The 25,216-nt window shown below is 39.8% G+C and carries 30 protein-coding genes; 10 read left to right on the top strand and 20 right to left on the bottom strand.

The features are described from left to right. Positions 1 to 100: 100 nt before the first annotated feature. Positions 101 to 451 carry a DUF1971 domain-containing protein gene (locus tag MHO82_RS22915; protein ID WP_239188333.1) on the bottom strand — a complete coding sequence of 117 codons (351 nt, stop codon included), beginning with the start codon at positions 449 to 451 and terminating at the stop codon, positions 101 to 103. Positions 452 to 490: 39 nt separating this feature from the next. After that, entirely contained in the window at positions 491 to 1,126 is a 636-nt protein-coding gene (locus tag MHO82_RS22910; protein ID WP_239188408.1) for an alternative oxidase, read from the bottom strand. Positions 1,127 to 1,513: 387 nt separating this feature from the next. Between MHO82_RS22910 and MHO82_RS22905 the strand changes: the two genes are divergently transcribed. The 8 genes from MHO82_RS22905 (at position 1,514) to MHO82_RS22870 (ending at position 10,395) form a co-directional block, all read left to right on the top strand. After that, positions 1,514 to 2,410 carry a LysR family transcriptional regulator gene (locus tag MHO82_RS22905; protein WP_239188331.1) on the top strand — a complete coding sequence of 299 codons (897 nt, stop codon included), beginning with the start codon at positions 1,514 to 1,516 and terminating at the stop codon, positions 2,408 to 2,410. Between the two features lie 362 nt (positions 2,411 to 2,772). Next, positions 2,773 to 4,074, top strand: coding sequence for a hypothetical protein (locus tag MHO82_RS22900; RefSeq protein WP_239188329.1), 1,302 nt, complete (start codon positions 2,773 to 2,775; stop codon positions 4,072 to 4,074). A gap of 18 nt (positions 4,075 to 4,092) precedes the next feature. Beyond that, entirely contained in the window at positions 4,093 to 4,554 is a 462-nt protein-coding gene (locus tag MHO82_RS22895; RefSeq protein WP_239188327.1) for a hypothetical protein, read from the top strand. Between the two features lie 269 nt (positions 4,555 to 4,823). Next, positions 4,824 to 6,695: a S8 family serine peptidase gene (locus MHO82_RS22890; RefSeq protein ID WP_239188324.1), complete on the top strand. Its 1,872-nt coding sequence runs from the start codon at positions 4,824 to 4,826 to the stop codon at positions 6,693 to 6,695. 17 nt (positions 6,696 to 6,712) lie between these two features. Next, positions 6,713 to 7,150, top strand: coding sequence for a hypothetical protein (locus tag MHO82_RS22885; protein WP_239188321.1), 438 nt, complete (start codon positions 6,713 to 6,715; stop codon positions 7,148 to 7,150). Between the two features lie 385 nt (positions 7,151 to 7,535). After that, positions 7,536 to 7,961: a hypothetical protein gene (locus MHO82_RS22880; protein ID WP_239188318.1), complete on the top strand. Its 426-nt coding sequence runs from the start codon at positions 7,536 to 7,538 to the stop codon at positions 7,959 to 7,961. A 225-nt stretch (positions 7,962 to 8,186) separates the two neighbouring features. Further along, entirely contained in the window at positions 8,187 to 9,140 is a 954-nt protein-coding gene (locus MHO82_RS22875; RefSeq protein ID WP_239188315.1) for an aminoglycoside phosphotransferase family protein, read from the top strand. 583 nt (positions 9,141 to 9,723) lie between these two features. Beyond that, positions 9,724 to 10,395, top strand: coding sequence for a penicillin-insensitive murein endopeptidase (locus tag MHO82_RS22870; RefSeq protein WP_239188312.1), 672 nt, complete (start codon positions 9,724 to 9,726; stop codon positions 10,393 to 10,395). Positions 10,396 to 10,497: 102 nt separating this feature from the next. Here MHO82_RS22870 and MHO82_RS22865 read toward each other — a convergent pair whose 3' ends face one another. The 13 genes from MHO82_RS22865 to MHO82_RS22805 all read right to left on the bottom strand — a co-directional run bounded on the left by MHO82_RS22865 (position 10,498) and on the right by MHO82_RS22805 (position 19,349). Further along, positions 10,498 to 10,908 (bottom strand): hypothetical protein, encoded by a 411-nt coding sequence (locus MHO82_RS22865; RefSeq protein ID WP_239188309.1) that lies wholly within the window; start codon positions 10,906 to 10,908, stop codon positions 10,498 to 10,500. A 90-nt stretch (positions 10,909 to 10,998) separates the two neighbouring features. Then, a complete protein-coding gene (locus tag MHO82_RS22860) occupies positions 10,999 to 11,538 on the bottom strand; it encodes a DUF2628 domain-containing protein (protein WP_239188306.1) in 540 nt (179 codons plus the stop codon). Positions 11,539 to 11,885: 347 nt separating this feature from the next. Next, positions 11,886 to 12,473 carry a phospholipid scramblase-related protein gene (locus MHO82_RS22855; RefSeq protein ID WP_239188303.1) on the bottom strand — a complete coding sequence of 196 codons (588 nt, stop codon included), beginning with the start codon at positions 12,471 to 12,473 and terminating at the stop codon, positions 11,886 to 11,888. Positions 12,474 to 12,852: 379 nt separating this feature from the next. Continuing rightward, positions 12,853 to 13,410 (bottom strand): YdcF family protein, encoded by a 558-nt coding sequence (locus MHO82_RS22850; protein ID WP_239188300.1) that lies wholly within the window; start codon positions 13,408 to 13,410, stop codon positions 12,853 to 12,855. 290 nt (positions 13,411 to 13,700) lie between these two features. Next, positions 13,701 to 14,213 (bottom strand): hypothetical protein, encoded by a 513-nt coding sequence (locus MHO82_RS22845; RefSeq protein WP_239188297.1) that lies wholly within the window; start codon positions 14,211 to 14,213, stop codon positions 13,701 to 13,703. Positions 14,214 to 14,628: 415 nt separating this feature from the next. Further along, the gene (locus MHO82_RS22840; protein WP_239188295.1) at positions 14,629 to 14,844 is read right to left on the bottom strand and encodes a TIGR02450 family Trp-rich protein; all 216 of its coding nucleotides are present in this window, start codon (positions 14,842 to 14,844) and stop codon (positions 14,629 to 14,631) included. 106 nt (positions 14,845 to 14,950) lie between these two features. Then, entirely contained in the window at positions 14,951 to 15,289 is a 339-nt protein-coding gene (locus MHO82_RS22835; RefSeq protein WP_239188293.1) for a response regulator, read from the bottom strand. A 91-nt stretch (positions 15,290 to 15,380) separates the two neighbouring features. Further along, positions 15,381 to 16,130, bottom strand: a complete 750-nt coding sequence (locus MHO82_RS22830) for an SDR family oxidoreductase (protein ID WP_239188291.1) — start codon at positions 16,128 to 16,130, stop codon at positions 15,381 to 15,383. Between the two features lie 53 nt (positions 16,131 to 16,183). Continuing rightward, on the bottom strand, positions 16,184 to 16,693 hold the full coding sequence (locus tag MHO82_RS22825) for a GNAT family N-acetyltransferase (RefSeq protein ID WP_239188289.1): 510 nt from the start codon (positions 16,691 to 16,693) through the stop codon (positions 16,184 to 16,186). Positions 16,694 to 17,021: 328 nt separating this feature from the next. Next, positions 17,022 to 17,342 carry a hypothetical protein gene (locus MHO82_RS22820; protein WP_239188287.1) on the bottom strand — a complete coding sequence of 107 codons (321 nt, stop codon included), beginning with the start codon at positions 17,340 to 17,342 and terminating at the stop codon, positions 17,022 to 17,024. An 83-nt stretch (positions 17,343 to 17,425) separates the two neighbouring features. Then, positions 17,426 to 17,767: a hypothetical protein gene (locus MHO82_RS22815; protein ID WP_239188285.1), complete on the bottom strand. Its 342-nt coding sequence runs from the start codon at positions 17,765 to 17,767 to the stop codon at positions 17,426 to 17,428. Positions 17,768 to 17,899: 132 nt separating this feature from the next. Then, positions 17,900 to 18,268, bottom strand: coding sequence for a hypothetical protein (locus tag MHO82_RS22810; RefSeq protein WP_239188283.1), 369 nt, complete (start codon positions 18,266 to 18,268; stop codon positions 17,900 to 17,902). A gap of 271 nt (positions 18,269 to 18,539) precedes the next feature. Beyond that, positions 18,540 to 19,349 (bottom strand): sulfite exporter TauE/SafE family protein, encoded by an 810-nt coding sequence (locus MHO82_RS22805; RefSeq protein WP_239188281.1) that lies wholly within the window; start codon positions 19,347 to 19,349, stop codon positions 18,540 to 18,542. A gap of 324 nt (positions 19,350 to 19,673) precedes the next feature. On the opposite strand from MHO82_RS22805, the gene MHO82_RS22800 reads away from it, so the two are divergent. Then, complete coding sequence (locus MHO82_RS22800; RefSeq protein WP_239188279.1) at positions 19,674 to 20,648, top strand: DUF1852 domain-containing protein; 975 nt, start codon at positions 19,674 to 19,676, stop codon at positions 20,646 to 20,648. A 31-nt stretch (positions 20,649 to 20,679) separates the two neighbouring features. Continuing rightward, the gene (locus MHO82_RS22795; RefSeq protein WP_239188277.1) at positions 20,680 to 21,750 is read left to right on the top strand and encodes a methionine synthase; all 1,071 of its coding nucleotides are present in this window, start codon (positions 20,680 to 20,682) and stop codon (positions 21,748 to 21,750) included. Between the two features lie 152 nt (positions 21,751 to 21,902). Here MHO82_RS22795 and MHO82_RS22790 read toward each other — a convergent pair whose 3' ends face one another. From MHO82_RS22790 to MHO82_RS22770, 5 genes are all read right to left on the bottom strand, one after another. Next, complete coding sequence (locus tag MHO82_RS22790) at positions 21,903 to 22,277, bottom strand: hypothetical protein (RefSeq protein WP_239188274.1); 375 nt, start codon at positions 22,275 to 22,277, stop codon at positions 21,903 to 21,905. A gap of 91 nt (positions 22,278 to 22,368) precedes the next feature. Then, positions 22,369 to 22,803 carry a hypothetical protein gene (locus MHO82_RS22785; protein ID WP_239188271.1) on the bottom strand — a complete coding sequence of 145 codons (435 nt, stop codon included), beginning with the start codon at positions 22,801 to 22,803 and terminating at the stop codon, positions 22,369 to 22,371. 50 nt (positions 22,804 to 22,853) lie between these two features. After that, positions 22,854 to 23,402 (bottom strand): leucine-rich repeat domain-containing protein, encoded by a 549-nt coding sequence (locus MHO82_RS22780; protein WP_239188269.1) that lies wholly within the window; start codon positions 23,400 to 23,402, stop codon positions 22,854 to 22,856. A gap of 375 nt (positions 23,403 to 23,777) precedes the next feature. Continuing rightward, positions 23,778 to 24,458 carry a DUF1826 domain-containing protein gene (locus MHO82_RS22775; protein WP_239188267.1) on the bottom strand — a complete coding sequence of 227 codons (681 nt, stop codon included), beginning with the start codon at positions 24,456 to 24,458 and terminating at the stop codon, positions 23,778 to 23,780. A gap of 321 nt (positions 24,459 to 24,779) precedes the next feature. Beyond that, the gene (locus tag MHO82_RS22770; protein WP_239188265.1) at positions 24,780 to 25,190 is read right to left on the bottom strand and encodes a cytidine deaminase; all 411 of its coding nucleotides are present in this window, start codon (positions 25,188 to 25,190) and stop codon (positions 24,780 to 24,782) included. Positions 25,191 to 25,216 lie beyond the last annotated feature (26 nt).

Here is a 25,216-nt window from a genome sequence, read left to right as displayed (position 1 = left end):
AGTGTGAATTAAATAGATATGTGGCTTACAAAACAAAAAAATGAGCTGCTCCCATATTTGAAAACAGCTCGAAAAGGCAAGGAAGGTTGAAATTTAAAGGCTATTTAGTTGATGAATTGTCACGTTCGTTTAAGTGTTTTTTCGCAATGCTTCCTGCTTCATCGGCAAAGAACTTAACTTGAAATTGGCAATCATCAGTTAAAAACTCCACTTTATGCCAATATTGAGGTGGGCTGATCACATGCTCATTTTCTTTTATGATCACCTCTTGTTCGGTATTTCCTTTCATTGAGTGAAAACCATAAAATTTTAAGGTCCCTTGTAGAACACATATTTTACCGTACACACCTTCCCTAGTATTGTGACGATGTAGAAACATTTTGGGTACGTTGTCTTTATTAAATTTGGGGGTTGATTTGTAGTTAATAAAGTTGGCAGGAATGGCTGACATAGTACTATCCTCACACAATATGTTTTGATTTAGGGCGCGCTATAATTGATGGGCTGGGAGATCTTTTTTCTGATAAGCGTCTGCAAAATCATGATTTCTGTCTCTGTGATGAGCTTCATCTTCACGGATTCTTAAAATGACATCTCGAAGTAATGCCTCATTAGGCAGTTTGTAGTAGTCAATAGCAATACGAGGGGCTGACACATTTTCCACTTCACCGCTATCTATTTTTTCTAAGTATTCCGTGTAACTTTTACATGCTTCTTCCTCGAAGTACCCGACAACGCGGTGGGCTATTTTTGAAGAGAGAAGATAAATAAGGCTGTAAACCAGAATAAATGCGCCTTGTCCTAATAGCACCAGTAAACGTTCTACCCAACTTGGCTTTGCTATATCCAGAAAAATCATTAAGTGCATACGTTCATTTTCAGCTTCATCCAATAATTCTCGGATCCAACCTTCGTCGTCTCTCATTCGCCTTAATGCTTTTAGGTGGTTGAACATACCCGCCACCATACCTGGGACTGCGGCAATGGTTTCTAAAATGACAGCGCGTTTGGCGTATTTTTTACCATAAAAAATATTAAGTGTGAATTTGAGCATTTGTGTTATTCGGTAGGCAATTCGTTCCGATAAACAAGAGGTTTCTTTGTGGGTAGGGATAAATTCGTTCATGTCGGCTCTCGATTGATTATTAAGTTGCATTTAAAATACATCTTTATGTTGGTTATAACAAGCATTTTAAATGTATCTTTTAAAGAAGGAGAAAATCATTCAACGAGACTATCGTTTTAAGGATTTTTAGGGCGAGCCTATTCTGGTTGTGTACATCACAGCCAGTCATAAAATGAGTGAGAGAAACTTACACAGTCAGCTGTATTGCTTGCCGCATAGTGGGGGAGTGTAGACCGAGTAAACCGAGTTTGTCTTAGCTTTTTAGTTGGGTAAGTAATTAAATGATGGAAATAATTGTGATTCTTATTCAATTAATGGGTTTCGTGAATGAAAGGCGGCATTAAATTAGAGTAATTATTCTTATTTTGAGCAAGAGAAAATCATGTTATGGACAGGCTAAGCGCATTACAAGTTTTTATCACTATTGTTGAGCAAGGGAGTTTATCGGGTGCCGCTAAGGCATTAGATATTGAAAGAACCAAAGTTTCTCGTTATCTCGGTGAACTGGAAGATTGGGTGGGAACACGGTTGCTGCATAGAACTACTCGGAACCAAAGTTTAACAGAGGCGGGTGAACAAACATTACTGCGTGCTTACCAAATTGATTCTTTAACAGGTGATATCAATACTATTATTGATCGGCAAAATGACACGTTATCTGGTCGATTGCGGATTAGTAGTGCGTATTCGATGGTTGATGTTTTTTTATTAGACGCGGTAAATGAGTTTTGTGCGTTATGGCCGCAAGTTCAGATTGAGTTGATCGTTGCTGATCGTAACATTCACTTAATTGAAGAAGGCATAGATTTGGCTGTACGTATTAGCAATGATTTAGATCCCAACATTGTGGCGAAAAAAATTGGCGTGTGTCGCTCTGTTATTGTTGCTAGCCCACAGTATTTATTGGCACATAATACGCCGACGCACCCTAACTCTTTGCATGGCCATAATTGCCTTTCTTATAGCTATTTTGGTAAGCGTGAATGGCATTTCTATCGTGAAGGGCTGATTCAAAGTGTGGCAGTGTCTGGGCAGCTTACCTCAAACATTTCTAATATTTTACTGAAAGCTACGTTAGAGGGAGTAGGTATTAGCCAGCAGCCTTTAGCCAGTGTGTCACCTTTAATTCAATCCGGACAATTGATTCATTTATTGCCAGATTGGGAGCCTAAAAAGCTTGATGTACATTTTGTCTATTCGAGCAGGAAACAAATGACGCTATTACATCGTCGGTTTATTGATTTTGTGGTTGATAGAATGTCGAGCAATGAAATTTGGAATTAAGATCAATATTAATTTATTTAAAATAATAGGAGAAGACTTGGTTTAAAGGCATTAGTGCATTTTTTGCAATAGAGTTACGTGAAATTTAGTCTATTTCGTTCCATTCGATTTATTTAATAATGTTGGCCAAGTTGATTGAGGGTTTTCAACTTATCTTTTTGCACTTGAGGATAGGTGATGTTGTTTCTACATAGTCTTATCTTGTAATAGAAATGCTTTAAAAGCTTATAAGTTATATTTAATTAATATAAAGGTTAGCTAAGTGTTAATCATGTATTAGCTTTATTGGGCATGCAATGTGATAGTAAGCATAAAATTATAAAAATAATCTTAACTCTATTTTAATAACGAAGGCGAAGTGTATGAATAGGAAAGAAAGTAATAAGTTATATAATAAAGGAATATATAAAGATTTGATCAAGCTTAATTTGTTAGCTTCATCACTGTTGTTGTCGAGTGGTGCATTGGCAACGACATTTGTTTTTCCGCCCAATATTAGTTTTCCGAGTAACGTAACATTTCCAATCTCGGAAAATGCAAAAAACTTTGCCCCTTTAGATAGGCAACAAATTTGTGAAAATTTTAATGCGAAGGTTAATTTGATTAACCGGAGTATTGGTCATAATAATGGAGAAATGTCTACCAATCTGTGCCGCTTTTTAAGTTTGAGCAAAGGTCAACTTGAAGATGGAAATATAAAGTTCTCATACATTAATTACGATAGCGAGAACATCAAAGACACACAGTTAACCGAGTATGTGGATGTGACACGAGAAATAGAGCTGATTATTTTGTCTCAGCCTAATTTGACGCAGTATCTGTTTTATGCAGATGGTGATGCCGTGTTGCGCAGGCAAGAGCTGGATCACTATTTGACAGGAACAAAACTCCATAGTGCTACAGGCAACCAAATGTTTGCTTCATATAATTCGTGGCTTGTAGGTTCATTATCCGGTGTTTTTAACAATACTAATGTAAAAACGACCGTGACTTCAGTTCCTGAAGAGCCGGGTAAAAAAGTGAATTCTCGTTACTGGCAGTTGCAAGAATGGTTCCCTAAAACGTCCGTATCGAACAAAGGTTATGCGGTAAGTACAGGAACATCTTTAGGTTTTTCTATTGGGGCTAATGGTGAGTATGAAAAGGGTTCTCCGAGCTTAGGTGCAAGCATCGATTTTTCATACTCTGTAGATACTAGTATAAGCAGTGATGAGTCGGTGGTTAATTCTCATACTGACCAAGCGCGGGATGATCTTGGTATACATACGACCATTGATCTTAATCCAATCCCTATTTCATTGTTGAGTGGCTTCCATGCTATTCGTGGCAATCAATCCAGTTATGTAGGTGACAGTTCGGGTACCAATACTAGGTTGGGACAGGCTGCTTGGAAGGAGCTTGATTTTAGTACTTTTGCTGGTTGGAAGGAGCGATTGAATTCCGAGAACTGCACACCTGGTGTTGTTCGTTCAATGACTTTTGATAATACAGTAGAACTTGAACGTGGGCAGTATGATATTGAATATTCAGGAAACTCAGCAATATTTGACCATAGCGATAAGTCAGCCAGTTTGAAGAAATTTCCATTCAGTGTTTCTGTAAACACACAGTGCGTAAAAGGCTCTGATGGAAAATACTTTAGAGTTTTCGAATCATTACTTTAATATTAATAGGCAAAGAACATGACAAAGATTTCTGTATTCGTTATTTCTACACTTTTGACTTCTGCAAGTGTAATGGCTGACACTGTACATGTGCTTGTAGAAAATATAACTGGCTCGACACATGAGGTTGTTTCGACTCTAGAAAACATGCAAGGTATTTTGGATACTAAAACTGCACTACCAGAGCTTTATGCTAACCGTAATTTTAATGTTGCTGTTATTGATTCTAATAAATTGAAAAATGACCATGTTGTTTTATCGAAAGATCAACTTAGTGATATCGACTCTATTATTATTTTAGGGAGCCCTGAGCATAATCAAGAGGTCGCTCAACAGTTAGTGGGGTATGGGACCAGTAAAGATTATTTAGTCATCCGTGGAGTAAAGAATCCAACCAATATTGAAATGACTTATTTCGATAAAAATGAAAGTGGTACTTCAAAAAACGTTGCTAAATCTTTACTTAAAGCGGCTATGTAATCAGAGATGATTGTTAATTACTTTTTTTTAAATTGTTTAATAAGTTAAAAATAATTTGACGTGTAGATAAAATAATAAAAATAGTTTATCCAAAAAATATTTCTATCGATTTGGATACCGATTTATCAGATAGAAAATTAATAAGGAGGTCACACTTAATAGTTAAAATAAGCGTTACATTAAATATAAAAATCGAATGATGGGTGTTTTATATGGTTTATCTCCATAGGCCCATGCATGTCGGAGTAAATAATAAAAAGGATATCTTTATGTTTAAGTCAACATCAGTGGCTTTATCAATAGGCATGATACTTGGTACTTCTTCTTTTTTAGTCCAAGCAAGTGTATCAACAGACGCTCTTAATAATGTTTCGGAGCAAGGTTGTTTTGCTCTAGACGGTACTGAGCAAATAGATTTAACACGAAATAGTGTGCACCGCTGTTTAACAGGGAATGACCCACTTAAAGATCAGCAGTGGCACTTATTAAACACCAGTCAAGATGGCTTTGCATTAATTGGAGGCATCGCTGGTAATGATCTTAACTTATGGTGGGCACACCGCCGTGGTATTTATGGCGATGGGGTTAATGTGGCTGTGGTCGATGATGGCCTTGAAATCGGTCATCCTGATTTGGCGGCAAATGTAACTCCAAATGCTTCCTATGACTTTGTAAATAACGATCGAGATCCAACTCCAACTGATTGGGATGATGCTCATGGTACGTCGGTTGCAGGGATCATTGCCGCAGTCAGAGACAATGGCATTGGTGGTCAGGGGGTTGCTCCTTCAGCGAAACTGCGCGGATTCAATTACCTGAATTCTCAGGGCAACGTTCAGTGGTATGTGAGTCACGGTCGACGAGGGTTTTCAGATGATGTTCGTGTCTTTAACCAAAGTTACGGCGGGGCAGGACTAAACTCTGAAAGTTATCGAAATGATTTTAATGAAAGAGTGTACCGCCAGATGTCTGTAACTTCCCATAATGGTTTGGGTGCAGCATTTATCAAGTCTGCTGGTAATGGTTACAATTTTGTTGGTTTGGGTGGGCGAACAGGGATCTCATCGATTGATCAAGACTTGCCTTGGCAAAACAGTAACCAAAGTGGGGACAATGCGAATTACTGGAACTTAGTGGTCAGTGCGCTTAACGCTAATGGAGAGCGCGCATCGTATTCTACCGTTGGAAGTAACGTATTTTTAACGGCTTTGGGAGGAGAATATGGCGGTAATTCTCCAGCTCATATTACAACAGACCTAACAGGCTGTGATATGGGGTACAACAGTCGATTCAGAGGCGCACCTTACCGAGGGCATCTGTTGCATGGCCGTACGGATTTGGATCCGACCTGTGACTACAACAGCACGATGAATGGTACGTCTTCAGCGGCTCCAAACACATCGGGAGCGTTTGCATTAATGATGTCTGCCTTCCCTAACTTAACGCAGCGTGACATACGTCATTTATTCGCCATGACAGCGACTCAAGTGGATGAAGCCTACGGCGATATATCAGTGACTTATCGCTCGAATCAAGGACGCCAAAGAACGGTGACTGGTTTAGAAGGCTGGCAACAAAACGCAGTGGGTAATTGGTTTAGTCCGTATTATGGATTTGGTCTGATTGATGTCAGCGCGGCACTGAAAGCGGCGGAAACTCATGTTCCTTTGTCTGCATTAGAAGTCGGGCCATGGGTGTCTAGCCAGCTTGATCAACCTCTAGTGATTGCAGACGCTGGTCGTGCAGCAACGAGCAACACCATTAATCAGCAGAGCAATGCAACGGTTGAGTCGGTTCAGGTAAGGCTTAACATTGACCATCAGCGTATGTCGGACTTGTTGATTGAATTGGAATCCCCGTCTGGCACCAGAAGTATTCTGATGTCTCCGTACAACAGCATGGTGGGACACGCTATCGACAGTGGGGTATCAGGCTTCCGTGATCATGCGATGCTAACGCATAAGTTCTACGGGGAAGATGCCAACGGTGAATGGACATTACACGTTACGGATACCAGCGGAGAGTCTCGCTCATTTACTCATCGTACGAACAATGGGAGTCGTAATGTTGTAATGGCGAATAATGCTGAAAATGGGCAACTTGAAAATTGGTCGCTTCGTATCTTTGGCCATCAAGAATAATCAGAAGGTAGAATTTCATGAAAAAGCTAAATAATGCGCTGTTGTTACTCGTTATTGGATCACTGGCCTCTTTTTCTGCGAGTGCTCAAGATGTTGTTATCAATGGGCAAACATATCAGTTACTGAATAGCCAACCGCTTGTTGCTGCTTCATCAGCAATCGATGGTCAGAGTAAAGCTCCTGTGGTTTCGGTACGTGTTGGGGATGAAGTGGCAAAAAGTAATGATAGCCGTTCTTTAATGATTACAGGTGCCATTGAGGTGGAAGTTTCTGAGCAAGAAGCGAAAAACATTGCTGAGCAGTTCAACTTAGAACTCGTCGGTTATGTGGATGGCATCGCATTGCTGAACGCAGAGCAAGGAACTGACATCTTAGCGTTAGAAAAACGACTTAATACGAAGGTGAAAACGCCAGTAAGAGTGGAGTTAAACCATCAAGATCTGCTTCCGCAGTAGAGAATAAGCAGTAAATAATTGATCAAAGGCTTGCTGGTTCCAGTAAGCCTTTTTGTCTTATGTTCATGTGTCATCTCTTCTATTATCCACTCCAATAGAGTTTATAGTCCTACATGATGATTGATTTAAAGGACGATGCTCTTGTGATTGAATTTCGTCATGATAGGTAAAAAATTAGTATCAAGGTATTACACGGAGCTTCCAATACGTGGTATTTCAAGGGGAGTTTGCGTATATTGTTTTCAAGTTGCCTAGGGAAATATGAGTATTCAGTTATTGTCATTATGATAAGAGATATTAGTAAAAAACGGCGTGATGATAGCTTGAAATTCCTCCCTAACAGCGATGTGTGTGACTGTAATTGTTTATTTTTAAAGGGTTTGAAATGAAAAGGTATATCACAGCAATAATGCTTGTTACTGCTTTATCTGGTTGTGATGATGCAACCAAAGCCATTGATCAAGCACAAGAAGCGGCCAATAAAGCCGTTGACAGTGTACAAGAAAAGATGGGCTCGCTCGACTTAGGTCAGTTAAATTTAGAGCAATTTGGTGAAGCCGCTGAGTCGGCAAAGCAGCTGGCTACGTCGGTGGAAGAAGCGTTAAACGCGGACTTTAGCGATCCTGCTGCATTAACAGAAGTGAAAGATCATATTGCCAATGCTTACAGCTGTTTAGTGGATGCCTCGTCGGAAGCGTCGGCGGAGAAATTGCTTGAGAAAGTAATGGCAACAATCAATAGTGAGCAAGCCCTATCTTTAATTGAAAATGGCATAGAGAAAGCGAAAGCAGCACAAGAGTGCGTAATGTAATTTTTCGGTTATGTGATACAAGCCTGTGATGAAAAGCTCGCAGGCTTTCTTCTTTATTCATGAATATCGTGGATAAATCCCCCATCTTTTTAACTTCTTAAAGCTGCGTCCTTCGTGGTTTGATCTCATCGCGCAGCTAGGTTTCACCACAAAGTAAAAATAAATTGAGCGCATCATAAGCTCCCTTTTGCAATGGATAGCGCAAGCATGAAAGGATAATCGCAAATGAGTACGTTATTGTGTTCTGTGCCTCAGGTTGACTGGAAAAGTGACGCTGAGCATTGGATTGAGGAAACACTACAACAATTAGGTTACAGTCAGGTGGGTAAGCCCGCGGTGGTAGAAGACTGGTTTTTGGGTGATGTATGGCGTATCGCAACAGATAAAGGCGATGTGTACTTTAAAGCGACCGCATTATTGCCCTTGTTCTCTAATGAAGCACAAGTGTGTGATTGTTTAAGTGATCTTTTTAAGGAAAATGTGCCAACGGTGCTAGCGTACGAAAAAGAACGATGCTGGTTATTAACTTGTGACTTCGGGGAGCCGTTAGATGAGAGTGTCGACTTAACCGTCTGGAGTGATGCGTATCAACGTTGGGGCGCCCTTCAACGTGTATCTGTAGATCATGTAGACAAATTAGGTCAATCGGGCTGCCAATCGAGAGCCATTTCGACATTACTAGAGCAGCTGCATTGGTATTTGGAACAACCGACAATTGCCTCACTTTTAAGCTCTAACGGTAAACGGTGGGAGAGGCGTTTATCAGAAAAGTTAGAAGTAGCCATTGAGCAACTTACCGAGTTTGCTTTACCAGATTGCTTGGTTCATGGTGATCTGCATGAAGGTAACATGGCAAAAAACGCGAATTCATATCTCTTTTTTGATTGGAGTGATGCATGCATTAGTCACCCCTTCATGGAAGGGAACTTCATTTACCAGTTTTCAGAAACAAGCCTTAAACAGCAGTTGATTAAGCGATATTTGTCTAATTGGCAACACTGCCTATCTGAACAGGAGTTGTTACAAGCCTGGGATATGGCACAACCCGTTTGTTACGCTCATCACGCCGTTACCTATGCTTCTATTGTTTTAAATTCTCAACATGGCAAAAAAGAGGACATAGCAGATTTTGAAAGCTCGTTGATAAAATATGTGTCGTGTTTAATTGATTCACTTTAAGTATAAAAGTCTTACCTTCTCTTCTTGATTTAAAGGAATCGGCATTTTAAGTTTGTATTTACCTCGTAATATAGGGTATTTTCTTGATGTTTATTGGCTTTTTATGACTTTTCGGCATGTTATAGAAGAGGAGAATCATGACAAAACTCGCCCTTTTTTTAATCAGAGCCTACCAACGTTATGTGTCTCCTTATAAAGGTTTTCGGTGTGCTCATGCGGTCTATTATGGCAGCGATTCTTGCTCAGCGGCGGTGTCTAAAATCATAGAGAGGCGTGGGGTGATAAAAGGTTACGGCAGAATTAAATGCCAATTTTCTCGCTGTAGTCATGCGTTTCAGTGCATCCAAGAGCAAGTCGAGCCGCGAAAGAAACGCCGAAAAAAGGATGATAAGGAGGCTGATTGCGTCAGCGATCTCGCTTGTGAAACGATATCTTGTTTACCGAAAACAATAAACTCAAGTGGAGACAGTTGTGAATCAGCCTGCGATTGCTGGTAATGCGTATTAATGCCTTGAATTGCGACGAGGGATCAGGACTTACTATGTTGAGTCTGAGTGTTGAATGAAGAAATGTGAGGTTATCTATGAAAGCAATGCTACTAGTATTGTCGTTTGTGCCATTTAGTTTAAATGCTGCACAGAGTACGTGTTACGGAACCACATCGAATGGCCGTTTGGAGCAGGGTGTTCAGCTGCCAGTTGATGGAGAAAATTTTACCCATTATAGCTATCTTGCACGGTTTGCAGGGAGAACGTATGTCCACTCGACGGTAAAAGAAATCATGATGAATGCTTATCAGGTTTTGGAAACAGAACAACCAGATAAAGTGTATAAATACGCCGAAACAGGGTTTGAAGAAGGCGAGAGGTTCAGGCCACATAAGACACATCGAAATGGTCTTTCAGTAGATTTTATGACCCCAGTGATAAATGAATCGGGTCAATCTGTTCATCTACCTACTCATCCATTTAATAAATTTGGTTATAACATTGAGTTTGATGAAAAGGGGCAATATGACGATCTACGGATTGACTACGTCGCGATGGCGGCTCATATTGTGCAACTTCATAAGCAGTCAAAAGCAATGGGGTATGATCTTTGGCGAGTTATTTTTGATCCTAAATTACAGCCTCACTTATTTACCACAGAATACGGCGAATACCTTAAGAAAAATGTTCAGTTTTCCAAGAAACGCTCATGGGTAAGGCATGATGAACATTACCATGTCGATTTCTTGATCCCATGTGAGCCGTAATCGGTGTTTAAGAGCACTTCACACATTCAATTCGGCTCGTCTCAAGGGTAGTTTTACTCTAGAAGCTATGAGTACTAAATAAGGTTTTAACATCGACAACCTTCATCCAAAACGACTTAACCCTCGGGAGAACTGTAGCTTGAAGTTGGTGGTATCTAAAAGAATTTTTAAATCTGGGGTCACAAATAAGTATCTACTGTCCATGCAGTAAGCTTTTAAACCCGCATGATCCAACATCGAGATCATTGAAGCATTGAATGTACAATCAAAGAGCATGACACAGTAGTCATGCCATTCTTGTGCCGATGTTTTATCATAGATAATGGCAGGTTCAAATCTAATGCCTTTTACTTCATTACAAAGCAGAAAATCAGCGATATACTCTTTTACAAGAATATACTCATGCCCAAGCAAAATATCTGAAAACCTTCCTTTCCGGATGATTTGATATCTGCCATCGATGAGCTGATATAAATCATGACCAGACTTAGATTCTACGTTATATAGGGGCATATTTTCCTTTCAAATAGAGCTAATCATCAATGAATCTTTTGTTCGGACTCGGGCTTTATTGAAGAGAGTAGTCAGTTGCCTTACGGTGGACTATACCTGCGCAATCTTAGGGAGAGAAATGAATAATATGTTCAAGGCTGCAAAAATCAAAAGATTCCCCATGCTAGTTCCTCCATCACTACGTAGTGCTTCACCAAAGTAAACGTCGGGTAGCCTTGAGTTAATGTAGCTCTTTATCGCATTTTGTGTATGTTTGAAGTAAGCCCAATTTGCATAAAAACCAGCGAAAGTCATCATGGCTAACATTCCACTAGTTACCGCATAGATTGCTACAAGAGGTTGGAATTCAAAATGCTCGACTAATATAAAACCACTAGAAAGTAGTAAGAGTTCAAAGGTGAAAAGCATCAATCCAAGTTTGTTTAACTTTCTAAAAAAGCACCATCTATACGTGAACAAAAAAGCAGAAAAATTAAAGCTAATTGGTGCTTTGCTTCCTTTAATACTGAACTTCCATTGGTTTGGGTAATAATCTCCCCAAGTGTAAGCTTTATAAGCTTCAATGGATTCCTCTTTGGCAATTACTAGTTTTTCCCTTTCCTTGACAGAGTCCATTCCTGTTGGAATCATTATTCTTTCCTACGTTAGTCAGTACCGTCTTCAGAATATGGCGTAGTATCTTATGGTGCAATGAATGATTTTTGGGAGGTAAATTAGCACTCTTAATCAGTCTCAATATGTGATTCTAAATGATCAAAAATAGATGGATAGTGCGTATTTGGAATGACTTCACATGATTTTTATTAAGGGGGCAGGCTTATAGTTGTTAACCCTAAGGAAGGGGTTGATGTAGTGTACTTTGAGTGAAAGCATCACAAAGCACTTGGTTATAATATTTGAAATAAAAGTGCCAAGTGCATGAAAAAGCTATTTATCATGAATATAGTTGTGAGGGGTATGCTCTAAGATGGCGAAGCTTATTCCTTCAATACCATGTCGATACACATGACGGCAGCTAGGATTAGCTTTCGGGCATCATCATTTTCAGGCACATCTTCTGCAATTTCTAACATATAATTGTCAGCACTAGTAAACAGCTCTTTTCCTAAACCAGCCCATTTTTTTGATACATGGGCGAGTTCCGCTCCATTGTGCTTAAAATGAAAGTCCCAACCTGTCCACTTTCCTTCTAATTGGCATATCACTTGTTCATTTTTATTAACTACATCAAACTTACCGCCAATGGAGAATAATTTTTGCTCAAAGCTTCCGATAAGCTCATTGTTGTGATCACTGACGGTGACTTTAGAGAGGAAAAGTGAAACCCCGCGTTGAATACGAACAATCCTTTGTCCATCTGGAGTTCGTATTTGAATATCGAATGGTGTCATTCGTTTGTAGTCAGTAAATCGTAGTAACTTGGTGAAGAATCCTAGAGTCGGCTCTCTACATTCCATGATGACTTCACCAGTGGATGGGTCATGTATATCAAAGTTGTTAGCAGCCTTCAGCAAGCCAAGATGTTCCTTCACCAGAAACAGATTTTTATTAATGACTTCTGCCATTTGATTTTCTCCAGTGAGACAGTTTTATATGAAAATGAATACCTTAGTTATATTCAATACTTTGAGGAATCGGCTTAAACCATAACATAGTATGTACTTGCTATGATATATGTATTTGGATTTAAATATTTGTTTTATATGTAAAATAGTGAGGTCTGGGTTCGATGTGAACAATCGGTTGGCACATTGAGTTTACCGTCTTAACTTATTTTTGGGTAATCGTCTGACTTGAACTTTTATGCACAAATCAGTTTGTCATGTTATTTGTTATGACAGAGACCATTACGATAATACTCTTGAGCTGACATTTTTACATGTCCTTTATAACCTTGTGAGCTTGTCACATGACACTCATTACGAGTATTTGGTTAAAGCAAGCTTATAATTCGAAAGCCCAGTACTTCAGCCATGCAGGTGCTTCTCTGAAATACGAATACACATCTCTAAGCTCGACAAAGTGTGGAGAGTAACCATAGACATATTGAAAGCCCGCATTTCTTAAGGATAGTTTTGCACGAGATATGTGGTATTGCTGCGAAATGGCAACAACAGATGTTTTATTACTAAGTAACTTAGCAGCATTTAGAGAGGTCGAATGTGAATTGTAACCTAGGTTGTCAATCAAGATATCATCTTCGGAAACACCTTGTGAAATAAGATAGCTGGCCATAATTTGGGCTTCATCGTAGCCTTCTATGCCGATTCCTCCACTTACAATTAGTTTGCCTACCTGTTTCTTTGTGTAAAGTTCAAGTGCTGCCAATAGCCTGGCTTCTAACCGTTTAGAAGGTAACCCAGTGACTTCAACTTTATTGCCATAAACCACCCCAACGTCTGCAACAAAACCTGTGCTATTACGTGAATCAACATAAATGGCAGCAATACATAGCAAGTATATAAGACAAGCTGCTTTGACTAATTTTGAAAAGTTCATCATAAAATTGGTATATGTCCTTCTATTAACTTGTTTACTTTTCAAAGTTTGTTCGATGGTTACGTACTGAAAATTATACTGTTGATATAGCGTGCCACTTTTCTGGACTGCTTAAATTAAAAAGGCGTCTTCTAGTTCAAGTCACTTCAAATTGTGCTCAAACAAGATATTAGGTGCTTTTGTATTGATGCTAACCAACACATAACGATTATTTCTGCTGTGGACATGTGTGGTGGAACAACATGTAGAACCGCATGTTATGTGTTGGTCTTAAGGTGTGATTTGCTTTCTACTTAGCCTTTAGGGCAAGCAGAACCTCCTAGTAGTTCGAAATCTTCTACTTCGCGGTTAGTATTCAAAGAAACAACCGAGTAGTTTTTATTTGCTGAATACAATTGATACTCTTCATTAGCGCGAGGGGTAAATTTGAAATGCTGCAAAGAGTGAGAATGGCGAGTCGCCACCCCTGAAAGGCTTAATCTGATTTTAGCATATGTGGCTTTGATGATGAGAGGTTCATCTTCTTTGACCTGCACTTCAGTAAAGTTTTCTCCAGAATCAAAGATTCCTTTTGGCTCAGCATGAACTAAAAATTCTTCTACTTTTTCACCACATGGGTTTTTTACTACATAATAGGCGTGTTCAGTAGCGTATGAGGCCCAGCTGATTTTTATTTTAGGGCTACTATCGCTAAGCCCTTCTGGTGCATAATGTTTCATCATCTGACAACCAGATAATAAAGAACAAGATAAAGCAAGGAGGGACAATGCTTTTAAGGACTTACTTTTGTTTTTTAAAGTGGGCACTTTGGGGTATTCTCGTAATAGTTAAACAGCTTTAATGCAATTACATTAGGCTAATATATTAACTCGTTATTAAGAAATAAAATAGCTTAATAACAAGGTAATAAAATTTAAAATGGCATCTTGCTTTAGGTAGTCGAGTTTAATGACTTTAAAGCAAGTGATGTTTGCCTGATATTGGTAACACTGACTTGCTTTGTTCTTCCGGCATTTAAATGAGATTAGATTTCTTCTTTTGCCTTTTGATATCACGTTACTATTACTGGACTTTAGTACTCGGTACATCGCTAGACTTAGCTTTAGCATGGCTGCTCGGGCATAGGCGTTCTTCTTGAAACTAGCTCTTTGTATAATGGCTACAATATTCACCCTAAAGCAACGAGGTAGGGAACATTACCACTAAGCCGAAGCTGTTACGCTACTTCCATCCATGAAGCCATTTTGTCGGATTTTTGAGCTCAGTCCAGTCGATAGGGTATTCATGTTTAGAAATTATTGCTTCTAAAGTACATGACAATACAGAGCCGTCTTCGTCGTATTCTACTTCTGTAACTAAGAAGTGTTTTTCGCGATTTAAGGGAGTTATTGCTGTCCACTTGCTGTTTCCTAATTTCGCAGGGTTGATGCGATTCATACAAACTCCATTAATAAACAATCATCTAATTCATAATAAGCATAGTGAAGTACATTCGACTTTTCAGCATTGTATCCGAAATACAAGAGTCATTTGATAGGGGTGGTTAGTTTGTCAGTTTACGAATGCAATTTGGGAGCAAGCGAAATTCCATCTTGCTGCAGATAGAGTTAGCACCAGCCTTAACTAGCAATTTGTTTCCTTTCTCATGGGATGAGACGGCAATGATAGGGATTTTTGAATTTATCTTTCTGATGTGGGTAATTACTTCAGTTCCTTTACCATCGTCTAGGTCGTAGTCGCAGAGTACTAAATCATAAGAATCATTAAACTCTTCTTTAGCTGAACACACATTACCAACAACATGGATATTGTGATCTAACAAAAACTCTCGTTTCACTGCGGCAATAAATGCTTGATGATTCTCAACGTAAAAAATATTCATTGTATCCTTAACTTAAAAAATGCGTAACATACCCAAATATATCTTAGCGGCATTTCGTACTAAATTGGGCGTTCCTTAAGCCCTTTAATCATCACAAGCCACCAGCCAAATCTAAGTAATTCCCTGTAGAGAATGACGATTTCTCTGACGCTAACCAATAAATGGCTTCGGCCACTTCAGCCGGTTGCCCACCTCTTTGCAGTGGAATAATGCTCTTTAGTCTTTCAACGCGTTCAGGCTCTCCACCATCAGCATGCATCTCAGTATGAATTAAGCCCGGACGGACGCAGTTGACTCGAATACCTTCCGCGGCAACTTCCAACGACAAACCTTTCGTTAAGGTATCAATGGCTCCTTTCGACGCAGCATAATCAATGTACTCATTTGGGGAGCCAGAGCGAGAGGCTCCAGAAGACACATTAACAATCACCCCGCCATCACCACCATGCTGGGTAGACATACGCTTAACCGCTTCCCGACAGCATAAAAAGTAACTCGTGACATTGTTGATGAGTATTGAATTAATTCTGTCAGCGGTCATGTCTTCTAGGCGTGATTGCTTTTTTAAAATACCGGCGTTATTCACAAGTACCGATGGACGCCCCAACTCTTTATCGACAGTAGAAAACATCCGCAACACATCATTTTCAATAGATACGTCAGCTTGAACTGTGATGCATTTCCCACCATTAGCAATGATGTCTTGGGCTACTTGATTAGCGGATTCTGAATCTGATTTATAGTTGATGCAGACAGCATAGCCTTTGCGTGAAAAAAGCGTTGCGGTAGCGGCCCCAATTCCTCGGCCTGCTCCGGTGATAATCGCTACTTTTTGAGTCATTAGGGGATTACCTTTATATCGTTTGAGTTGATTGAAGACAAAAATCGTGATTGTTATGTTTTTTGCTTTATGCACGTCATAAGTAATTCATCGTATGAATTGTCTTCTACCCGTATAGCGTCAACTTCTTTACCGTACTGAACAAAACCATATTTTTCGTAGAGTGAGATGGCATGCACATTATTTGCTTCAACCGTTAGTTGTATTTGTGAAATGCCGTCGATATTAAACGCATGAAACAGTAGAAAACCGATCAATTCGGCACCAACCCCCCTAGTGCGATGTTCTGGTGTTACAAACACGCCCCATAAATAAGACTTGTGGCAAATTTTTGTTTTTTGTGCTCTGGAAAAGCCCGCGATGCCTATGAGCGTTGAATTTTCAAATGCACCCACAATAAATGCGTTGTCAGAAGGCGTTATGCGTTCCATCCATTGACTATCGCTCAGTGAAGCTTCGTCATCATGGCTGTTTTCAAAAGATTGAGGTGATTGACGCAAACTGAGCAGTCTTACGCTTTTGTATTGCTCCCAATCGCTTTGGGTTAGTTTCCTTACTTCCATGTTTCCTCCAAAATGAGGCACAACGCCTAGTACGAGGTGCGTCATGATTCGCTTAAATGTGCAGTGCGGCCGAATCCGTTATGACAGGCTTTATTTGAGTGGTGTATTATAAAGTCCATATGTTTTTCTTATGTTACAACTGGTTAGGATTTAAGTAAAATGATGTGTGCTTAACTAAAATATGGGCCGGAGAAATCTTCTTATTTTCTTTTTCTTGATATTCAAATTAGGGGCATAAAATATTTCGTCTTGAGGTCGAAATTCCTAATTTACTTCTTCTTTCAGGCACTTCAATTTATTTTTACCGCATCTTTTATCAAAACGTTTGTTATGTATTACCGCTTATGTCGACCTGCATTGCCAAAAAGCGAATGCATGGATCTTGTTCAAAGCTTCTGACTTCAATCAAAGCATGTGACCACTGTCTATCACTTATATCAATAATCTCCATCCCATTAAGGCAGCCATTAAATCCTTCTTGGATCTCGACATTGGATACGCCTTTAAAAGTGAGGGTGGTTTGATTGCCTAATCGATCTTGCACTATAAGTTCAAGGGATGAGTCCGAATAATCATAAGGATCTATATGGTAGTTGAATTCCACGAGATCGGTATTAGAGAAGCCCGCTGATATAACTTTTTCTGTCAATGGTATGTCCTATATAATGATTTCGATGAGATTCTGCTCGTTATTTGGTATTTATTCAATAAAATATACGATTAATTGCACTGTTATGTGAGTTTTTCACCGCAGTGGGTACAGTTGGCGACTTTTAGCGCAACACGCTTGTCTCTGGTTAGTGGTAGTTTGTTACACGCTGGGCATGCCGCATAAACTTTGATAGCGAAAATTAACACGATAGCGCTGACAAATGCCGATATAATAAAGCAAAAGAAAAGCCAATTAGGTACGGTTAAAAATTGAGATATCACCGAGAAAACCACCAGCCAACTTAGCGCAAAGCAGATCAGGCTATAACGTATGTATAGGCCCAGTGATTTCATGTTCTGCTGATATTTTAAAATGTGTTGAGACATACTGTGTATCGATAATGCTTGTAAAGATGAAGACATTATGTGAAATCATATCATAATATTTATGCGGCTTGAGATGTTCTCTTAGCTTCATCTTACCGTCGCAGTTTTGCAGTTTTTTATGTGACTGGGTGTCGAGGGCTGGAAGTTGTATCAATAGGTAATTTACGTTCAAATAGGAAAACTCCCGAACCTTGCTATACCTATGGCATTGAAATTCAAAAGCCAACTTTTACTGGAAGAAATTAAATAAAAGTCTGAGCCTACGAAATAGTTGTCGATATTTTTCACTAGATTATCAAACGTTATATGCTTAGTTATTGACCATGATTCTGATACCCATATTGCCTTTTCATCAGGATCAATATTTTTAGAAAGAAGCCAAAATTTTAGGTTGTTGGCATCATCTGCGGTCTCTAATGATGCCGTGACCCATTCACTAGTTGGGTTCGGGCCGGGGTGCCAAACTACGCGATGTAACTTAGGTGTCACTAACTTCCTGATATCTCTCGCGCTAAGATTTGTGTTTGATAAGTTCATTCGTCATCACCTAATGAAATACGCCGACTAGCTCTTTACGAATAAACATCCAATTGGATGCGTCGTATCGAATTCAATAATTGAATATACGTTAACATAAGCAACAGTAGCGCACCATTTATCGATTGAGATACTCATAAGGCCACTCTCTCAAGGCTTTTTTCACGCAATACTGTGGTTAGACAAGCCAGTCACAATGTGGGTTAAGTCTAAAAAACCTATATGATGATCAGGCACATATAGGTTTTATGTTACTTACTTCTTAGTTTCTTTAACTCATCGCCATTTTTACTGCCATGGCTAGCAGTAACACCGCAAAGATCTTTTTGATGGTTGAAACGGGTAAAGACTGAGTTGATTTAGCGCCCAACGGTGCCGTAAACCAAGACGTGCACACGATCCCTAATAAAGCGGGCAAATAAACGAACCCAGCAAACCCATCGGCTAAAGAAAAATGAGCACTGCCAGAGCTGATGTAACCAATTGAGCCAAATAACGCAATTACAATACCGCAAGCAGACGCACAGCCAATGGCTTTTTTCATATCAAGTGAGAAAAAAGTCAGTAAGGGGACTAATAGGGCACCGCCGCCGATGCCTATCATGGCGGACAATCCACCAGTGATCGTCGTTAGAATGGTTAATAGACCTTTGTTTGGCATTTTCCGCTCGGTCGGAGAATCATTTTTACTGCTTAAAAACATTTTTAACGCAATCAGTACCACGCTTACGGCAAACACTAAGCGAACCACTTTTTCTGGTAATAAAGCAGCCATAAAACCGCTGATAAGCGCCCCTAAGGCTACACCTGTCATAATCCAAGGTGCTAACTGCCATGGAACATTGCCATTTTTATGGTGAGCGATTGCTGAAGAGGTGGAGGTGAATAATATCGATGCCAATGATGTTGCAATTGCCGCGACGACGACGTGTTCTGATGGCAAAACCTCAAAGTGAAGTAAAATACTACTCAGTATTGGAACAATAATCAGCCCGCCTCCAATGCCTAGCAGTCCTGCCAAAAAACCAACGCCACTGCCTAGTAACGCGCAGTAGATAATTAACAACAGCCATTCACTCATTCAGTTTATCTCTTAATATAATTGGGGGTATGACATGCCATACATGCAAGTGATGTACGGAGCGAGCTAATTAATATAACGGCTTAAAATAAAATGAAACATGAATATTTCTCATGTTGAATGTGAAGTAAAACCATTGTTCTTAATATGCCGATTAACGTTATAAATAAACCACCGCTCTTCAGTACTGCTATTTTTCGTCAATAGAGATAAATAAAAATACAGTGGAAATGACTGACTGGGAAATCACGAAAACCATAAAACCCAGAAAGAGTAAGGGAATAAATTCAGCGTTTATATCAGGACATAGGATACGAGATCACCATGAATACAGACTTCAATTTTTCTATTAAGAGCCTTAGCCTTGATGAAAATTATCACCCATCAAACAGTACGCGCATTACCACGAACTTCGCAAATTTAGCGAGAGGAGAGAGTCGCCAAAATAATCTGCGCAACGCGTTAAAGATGATTGATAATAGTTTTAATGCCTTGGCACATTGGGATAACCCTAAAGGTGATCGTTATTCTGTTGAACTTGAGATCATTTCCGTTGATATGGACATTGAAGGTGGTGAGCAGGCTTTCCCGTCCATTGAAGTGTTGAAGACGTACATTGTCGATCATAAAACAAATGAACGCATTGAAGGCATTGTGGGGAACAACTTCTCCTCTTATGTTCGAGATTATGATTTTAGCGTATTACTACTGGATCATAATAAGGATCAACCTAAGTTCAGCATTCCAGACAATTTTGGCGACTTGCACGGAAAGCTCTTTAAGTATTTCGTGAATTCGAATACCTATAAGCAGCATTTCAATAAAAAACCTGTGATATGCCTTAGCGTTTCGGATAACAAAATCTACACTCGAACTGAAAACCAGCACCCTGTATTGGGCTTTGAATATCAGCCAAATGAGTCTTCGCTGACGGAGCAATATTTCAAAAAAATGGGGCTACAGGTTCGTTACTTTATGCCACCAAACAGCGTTGCACCTTTGGCTTTTTATTTCTTTGGCGATCTACTTAACGATTACACCAACCTTGAGCTTATTAGCACCATCAGCACGATGGAAACGTTCCAAAAGATTTATCGACCAGAGATTTATAATGCCAATGCGGTGGCAGGAAATTGTTATCAGCCCAATTTGAAGAATCAAGATCACTCATTGACTCAAATTGTTTATGACCGAGAAGAGCGCAGCCAGTTGGCGATTAAACAGGGTAAATTTGCGGAAGAGCACTTCATCAAACCATACCAAACTGTGCTTGAGCAATGGTCTGCAACTTACGCTTAAGAATGAATAAGAATATACGGCGGCATTTATTATGAAAACATTATTACCGACTTCGACAGCTGGCAGCTTACCTAAACCCTCTTGGCTCGCACAGCCTGAGACCTTGTGGTCTCCTTGGAAATTACAAGGCGAGGAACTCATTGATGGCAAACAAGATGCGCTACGAGTGTCATTACAAGAGCAACAACAAGCTGGAGTCGATATTGTCAGCGACGGTGAACAAACACGCCAACATTTTGTGACGACGTTTATTGAGCATCTCAGCGGCGTAGATTTTGAGAACCGTAAAACCGTAAAGATTCGGGATCGTTATGATGCCAGTGTGCCAACTGTCGTGGGTGATGTTGCTCGCCAAAAGCCCGTTTTTGTTGATGATGCCAAGTTTTTACGTCAGCAAACGACCAAACCAATAAAATGGGCTTTGCCCGGCCCTATGACTATGATCGATACCCTTTATGACGATCATTATAAAAGCCGCGAAAAGCTGGCTTGGGAATTCGCTAAAATTCTTAATCAAGAAGCCAAAGAGCTTGAGGCGGCAGGGGTTGATATTATCCAATTTGATGAGCCTGCATTTAATGTGTTTTTTGATGAGGTGAATGAGTGGGGGATTGCGTGTTTAGAAAGAGCCATTGAGGGACTTAAATGCGAAACCGCGGTTCATATTTGTTATGGTTATGGCATTAAAGCCAATACCGACTGGAAGAAAACACTGGGCTCCGAATGGCGACAATATGAAGAAGTGTTCCCTAAGCTGCAAAAATCGAACATTGATATTATCTCATTAGAGTGCCACAACTCTCGGGTTCCAATTGAGTTAATTGAACTCATTCGCGGCAAAAAAGTGATGGTGGGGGCCATTGATGTCGCTACCCATGAAATAGAAACACCTGAAGAAGTCGCTAATACTCTGCGAGAGGCACTCAAATATGTCGATGCCGACAAACTCTACCCGAGCACCAACTGTGGCTTGGCACCGTTACCTCGCTCTGTAGCAGCCGCTAAACTGAGTGCTTTAAGTGCAGGAGCTGACATCGTAAGACGTGAGCTTTCTAGTGCCCAGAAATCTAATGACGTGCCGGAGGTAGAGGCTGCACAGTAGGGTTTTAAGATGGGCTTGTTCTGTGGGGATACCTAAAGAAATAATTTAGGTATCCTAGGGATTTTTAAGATTGGAGGCGAGAATACACAATAATCTCATAAAAGTTATTGGTTTAGTGACTTAACATCATTATCTTAAGCTTTCTTATCTTGCTAAGAGTATTCAGCTGCCTCTATGTTTATGAAATGTTGAAGATCGCTAATGTTTTCAAAAATAATACTTGATGGGTATTTATCAGGATGTTGATCAATTCTTCCATGCCAAATCAAATGAACGCATGCAAATTTTCCATTATTTAGGTGTACGATGACATCATCATTGGCATCACTTTTACCGATGACAACGGGCTTTAGGCCCCAAAGAGGGTGTTTAGGACCAATTTCAGAATTAAGCTCCCTTTGTATTCCTGCTCTAATTTCTATATTTGAATCTAAATACCACCAAGGTTCGGGCCAGTCTATTTTTTCGTTTGGAAAATACAGTTTTTCTAACGTTGCTAGCCCACTGGCTTTGAACCAATCAAACATGCTAAATCCTCAATAGGCGCTGTTGTATCCCACGGAGTCCAGCTTTAGCTGAAAGTGGATGTACATAAACTCTAAGTTATACATGAATTCATTAGAAGCGATCATTATGGAGCACTCTTAGGTCGTTTATGTTTTCTTTAATTGTCTTTTCCCATTTGGTGCTCGCAATATCGTTATGATATTGGGTTCTCTCTAGAATATCCATCACTTGCTCGTAGCATTCATCTTCCAAATTTTTATTAGGTGAGATCCCATTTCCAATTTGGAATAACAATTCTAATGTATAGCCTTTGAACTTTGCTTTGATAAGCACCTCTTCTAGGTATTTTGTAACGTACCTAGTGGATTGGGAGAGATCACTTTGCAACACGACATAATTATCAATCTGCCAGTATGCTCTTTTTACCTCGTTCTCGTCATCAGACAGAAGCGCCAACAACGCATAAGGCACATGCTTGGCATTACCGACATTGGTTTTCAGGCTGGCCCAAGCTTCAGCTGTATGTATTTTATCGAGCATATCCATAGTTGTAACGTTTTCAGCAAAGTGTCTTAGAACAATCGTTTATTGCTTTGTTAGCACTCAAGCCTCAATTTTAACTCATTTCTCTCCGCTTCACTGAACTTAGTTCCCGTTAACCCTAAAAACTCTAATTTATCTAACTTCTCCAGTTCGTCAGGGATTTTTTCAATAGACGTACAATGTAAATTCAATGACTTTAAATTTTTAAGCTCGCCTATTTCTTTGGGTAAACACTGGATATTATTATTACTGAAATCGACTTCTTCCAGTTGTTGGAGTTGCCTTATCTCACAAGGTATAGATGTAATACCAGTACCCCTAAAAACCAGCCGTTTTAGAGACGTTAAGTGGTGTATTGATGGCGGTATACTTTCTATTGGCGAATTCAATACAATAAGCTCTTGCAAATTGTGTAGCTTTGTTATCTCGGTTGGCAACTGTTTTAATTCTTGCCATCCGATATGCAACGTTGTTAGCTTTTCTAATCTCTCAATATGACTCAATTTGGCATCAATGCCGGTTTTTAAAAGAAAAAGTTTTTTCGCTCTGTGTGGAGTTTCAAGAGCAGCGGTTAGTGATGAGAACTTTTTACTCCAAAACATATATTTCCTCAAAGGGTCAACACCGCCTTAAATACTTGCTTATAAAAGCTAACCTCACTATTAGAGGCCAACATATGTGTGAGGTTAACATGAATGAATGCACCATAGTATTATATTTATCAGTTTAGATTCTCACCGGATTTGATGCGCATAGGTGGTGCAAGCTACTGCTTATATTGAAGTTGTTAGGGGGAGTGTTTTTTTGTTCAGTCGCTGCGCCTAACCAAATATAAAAGCCACCAGTTTTTTGGTTTGATTCATTCGGATTGTTGCTCAATGGCTAAGAAGATTGTTCCGTTGGGGCAGTTTAGTTCTGCCCCGAAAGTGAATTTGTTGATCTTTTGGGGCGAATTTTCGTCCTAAATAACCGCCGGGTTAGCCAAAATCCAGCGTGAGTAGTAATCGAGCTTCGCCAGACTCTGTAATAGGGGAGCGATGAACGAGACTCGCATTTTCATTTCCACTCCAACGCTCTCCTTTTAGCAGAGCTACATCTCCGCAAGAGAGCTGTTGGATGTCGGACTCATGACGATAGAGGCCAGATAACGAATCAGGTTGGCCATTACTGCCATGGCCCAATTTAGAGCGGTCAAGGGCATCATTAGGTAACCATTGTGTTGCGGTGCCATGATAAGTTGTGACTAAGCGGCAAGGCACTTGATCAAAGTGAAAACGCGGACACATGGCATCACTCAAAACCGCTAAGCGTAGACCTGCTTGTTCGAGATCGAATAAATAGCAAAACATATCCACTAGCTCTGCAATATTTTCTAATAGTGCTGTAGGGGGATTGTCATCCATTGCCAGCTCTAGTTTCTTATACACGTTATCAGGGGAAACCGTGAGAGATTTACTAAAAGTCGGGTTTTCCGTAATAAACTGACTGATTTCGTTCGTTAATTCTTCACTAAAATGACGTTGCCAAATCGCGATGTTTACGTTGCTTTCATAGATGTTACTTAGCACGGTCGGTTGTTCTGCTGAACAAAAGGAACGGTGGCTATTGGCTTGGTTATTTGTGCTGGTGGCTGATGGGGCGGCTAAAGTGGTATTCATTATATTATTCCCTTTGTGCAAGCAGCTAGTTATGCGCTAACGATGATTTCATATGATCTTGCTACGCATCTTATAGTCGATGTTTACGTGGTTAACGATTTAGAGATAAAGTATAGCGCCTAATTTGATACGTTATAACATAACAAAATGATTGTGAGCAACCGTTTTACCAGAAGGAGAAAAATGGTAGGTTCTTTAAAGGTTCTGAATTTGTTTCTTCTAGGTTGGCTGAATGAAATGGAGAGCGTACTTTCTACGCTCAATATCTGAGATCGTGACTAATTGTAAGAGATGCCAGTGACGTGGTATTCGCTTTTTAACTTATAGCTTTTTTCCATTTACCAAAGACCAATGATGCGGCATCAACTCACGTATAGTTTTGAAAACTAAATTATTATTTTGAGTTGTTATCGCTGCTTTTACGTCGCCGCCCCAGTGAACTAAGCGTTCTTGGCAAATCCCACAAGGTGATAACACCAAAAACTCACTGTTTTCATCTTCACGGCATAAGCACAGTGAGTGGGTAACGGCATCGTTCAATTTATGCGCTTCTAAGTAAGCCCCCACTTCCATGCAAAGCGATAAAGCATCGTTTTCCACATCTGGCGCTATGCTGGTTAAAACTTTTCCAGATGTAGTTCTTACTGCTGCTGCACCACCCCAACCTGAGGGGTAGCGTGTTTTAATAAGTTGAATTGCCGCATCATAAAGTTCTTTTTCTATTGAGTCCATTTTAGTCATTCCATTTTTATGCGCGA

Origin of the sequence: Vibrio sp. Of7-15, assembly GCF_022347565.1 — a bacterium.
Classification (GTDB): Bacteria; Pseudomonadota; Gammaproteobacteria; order Enterobacterales; family Vibrionaceae; genus NORP241.
This window is presented reverse-complemented; position numbering and strand designations above follow the sequence as displayed.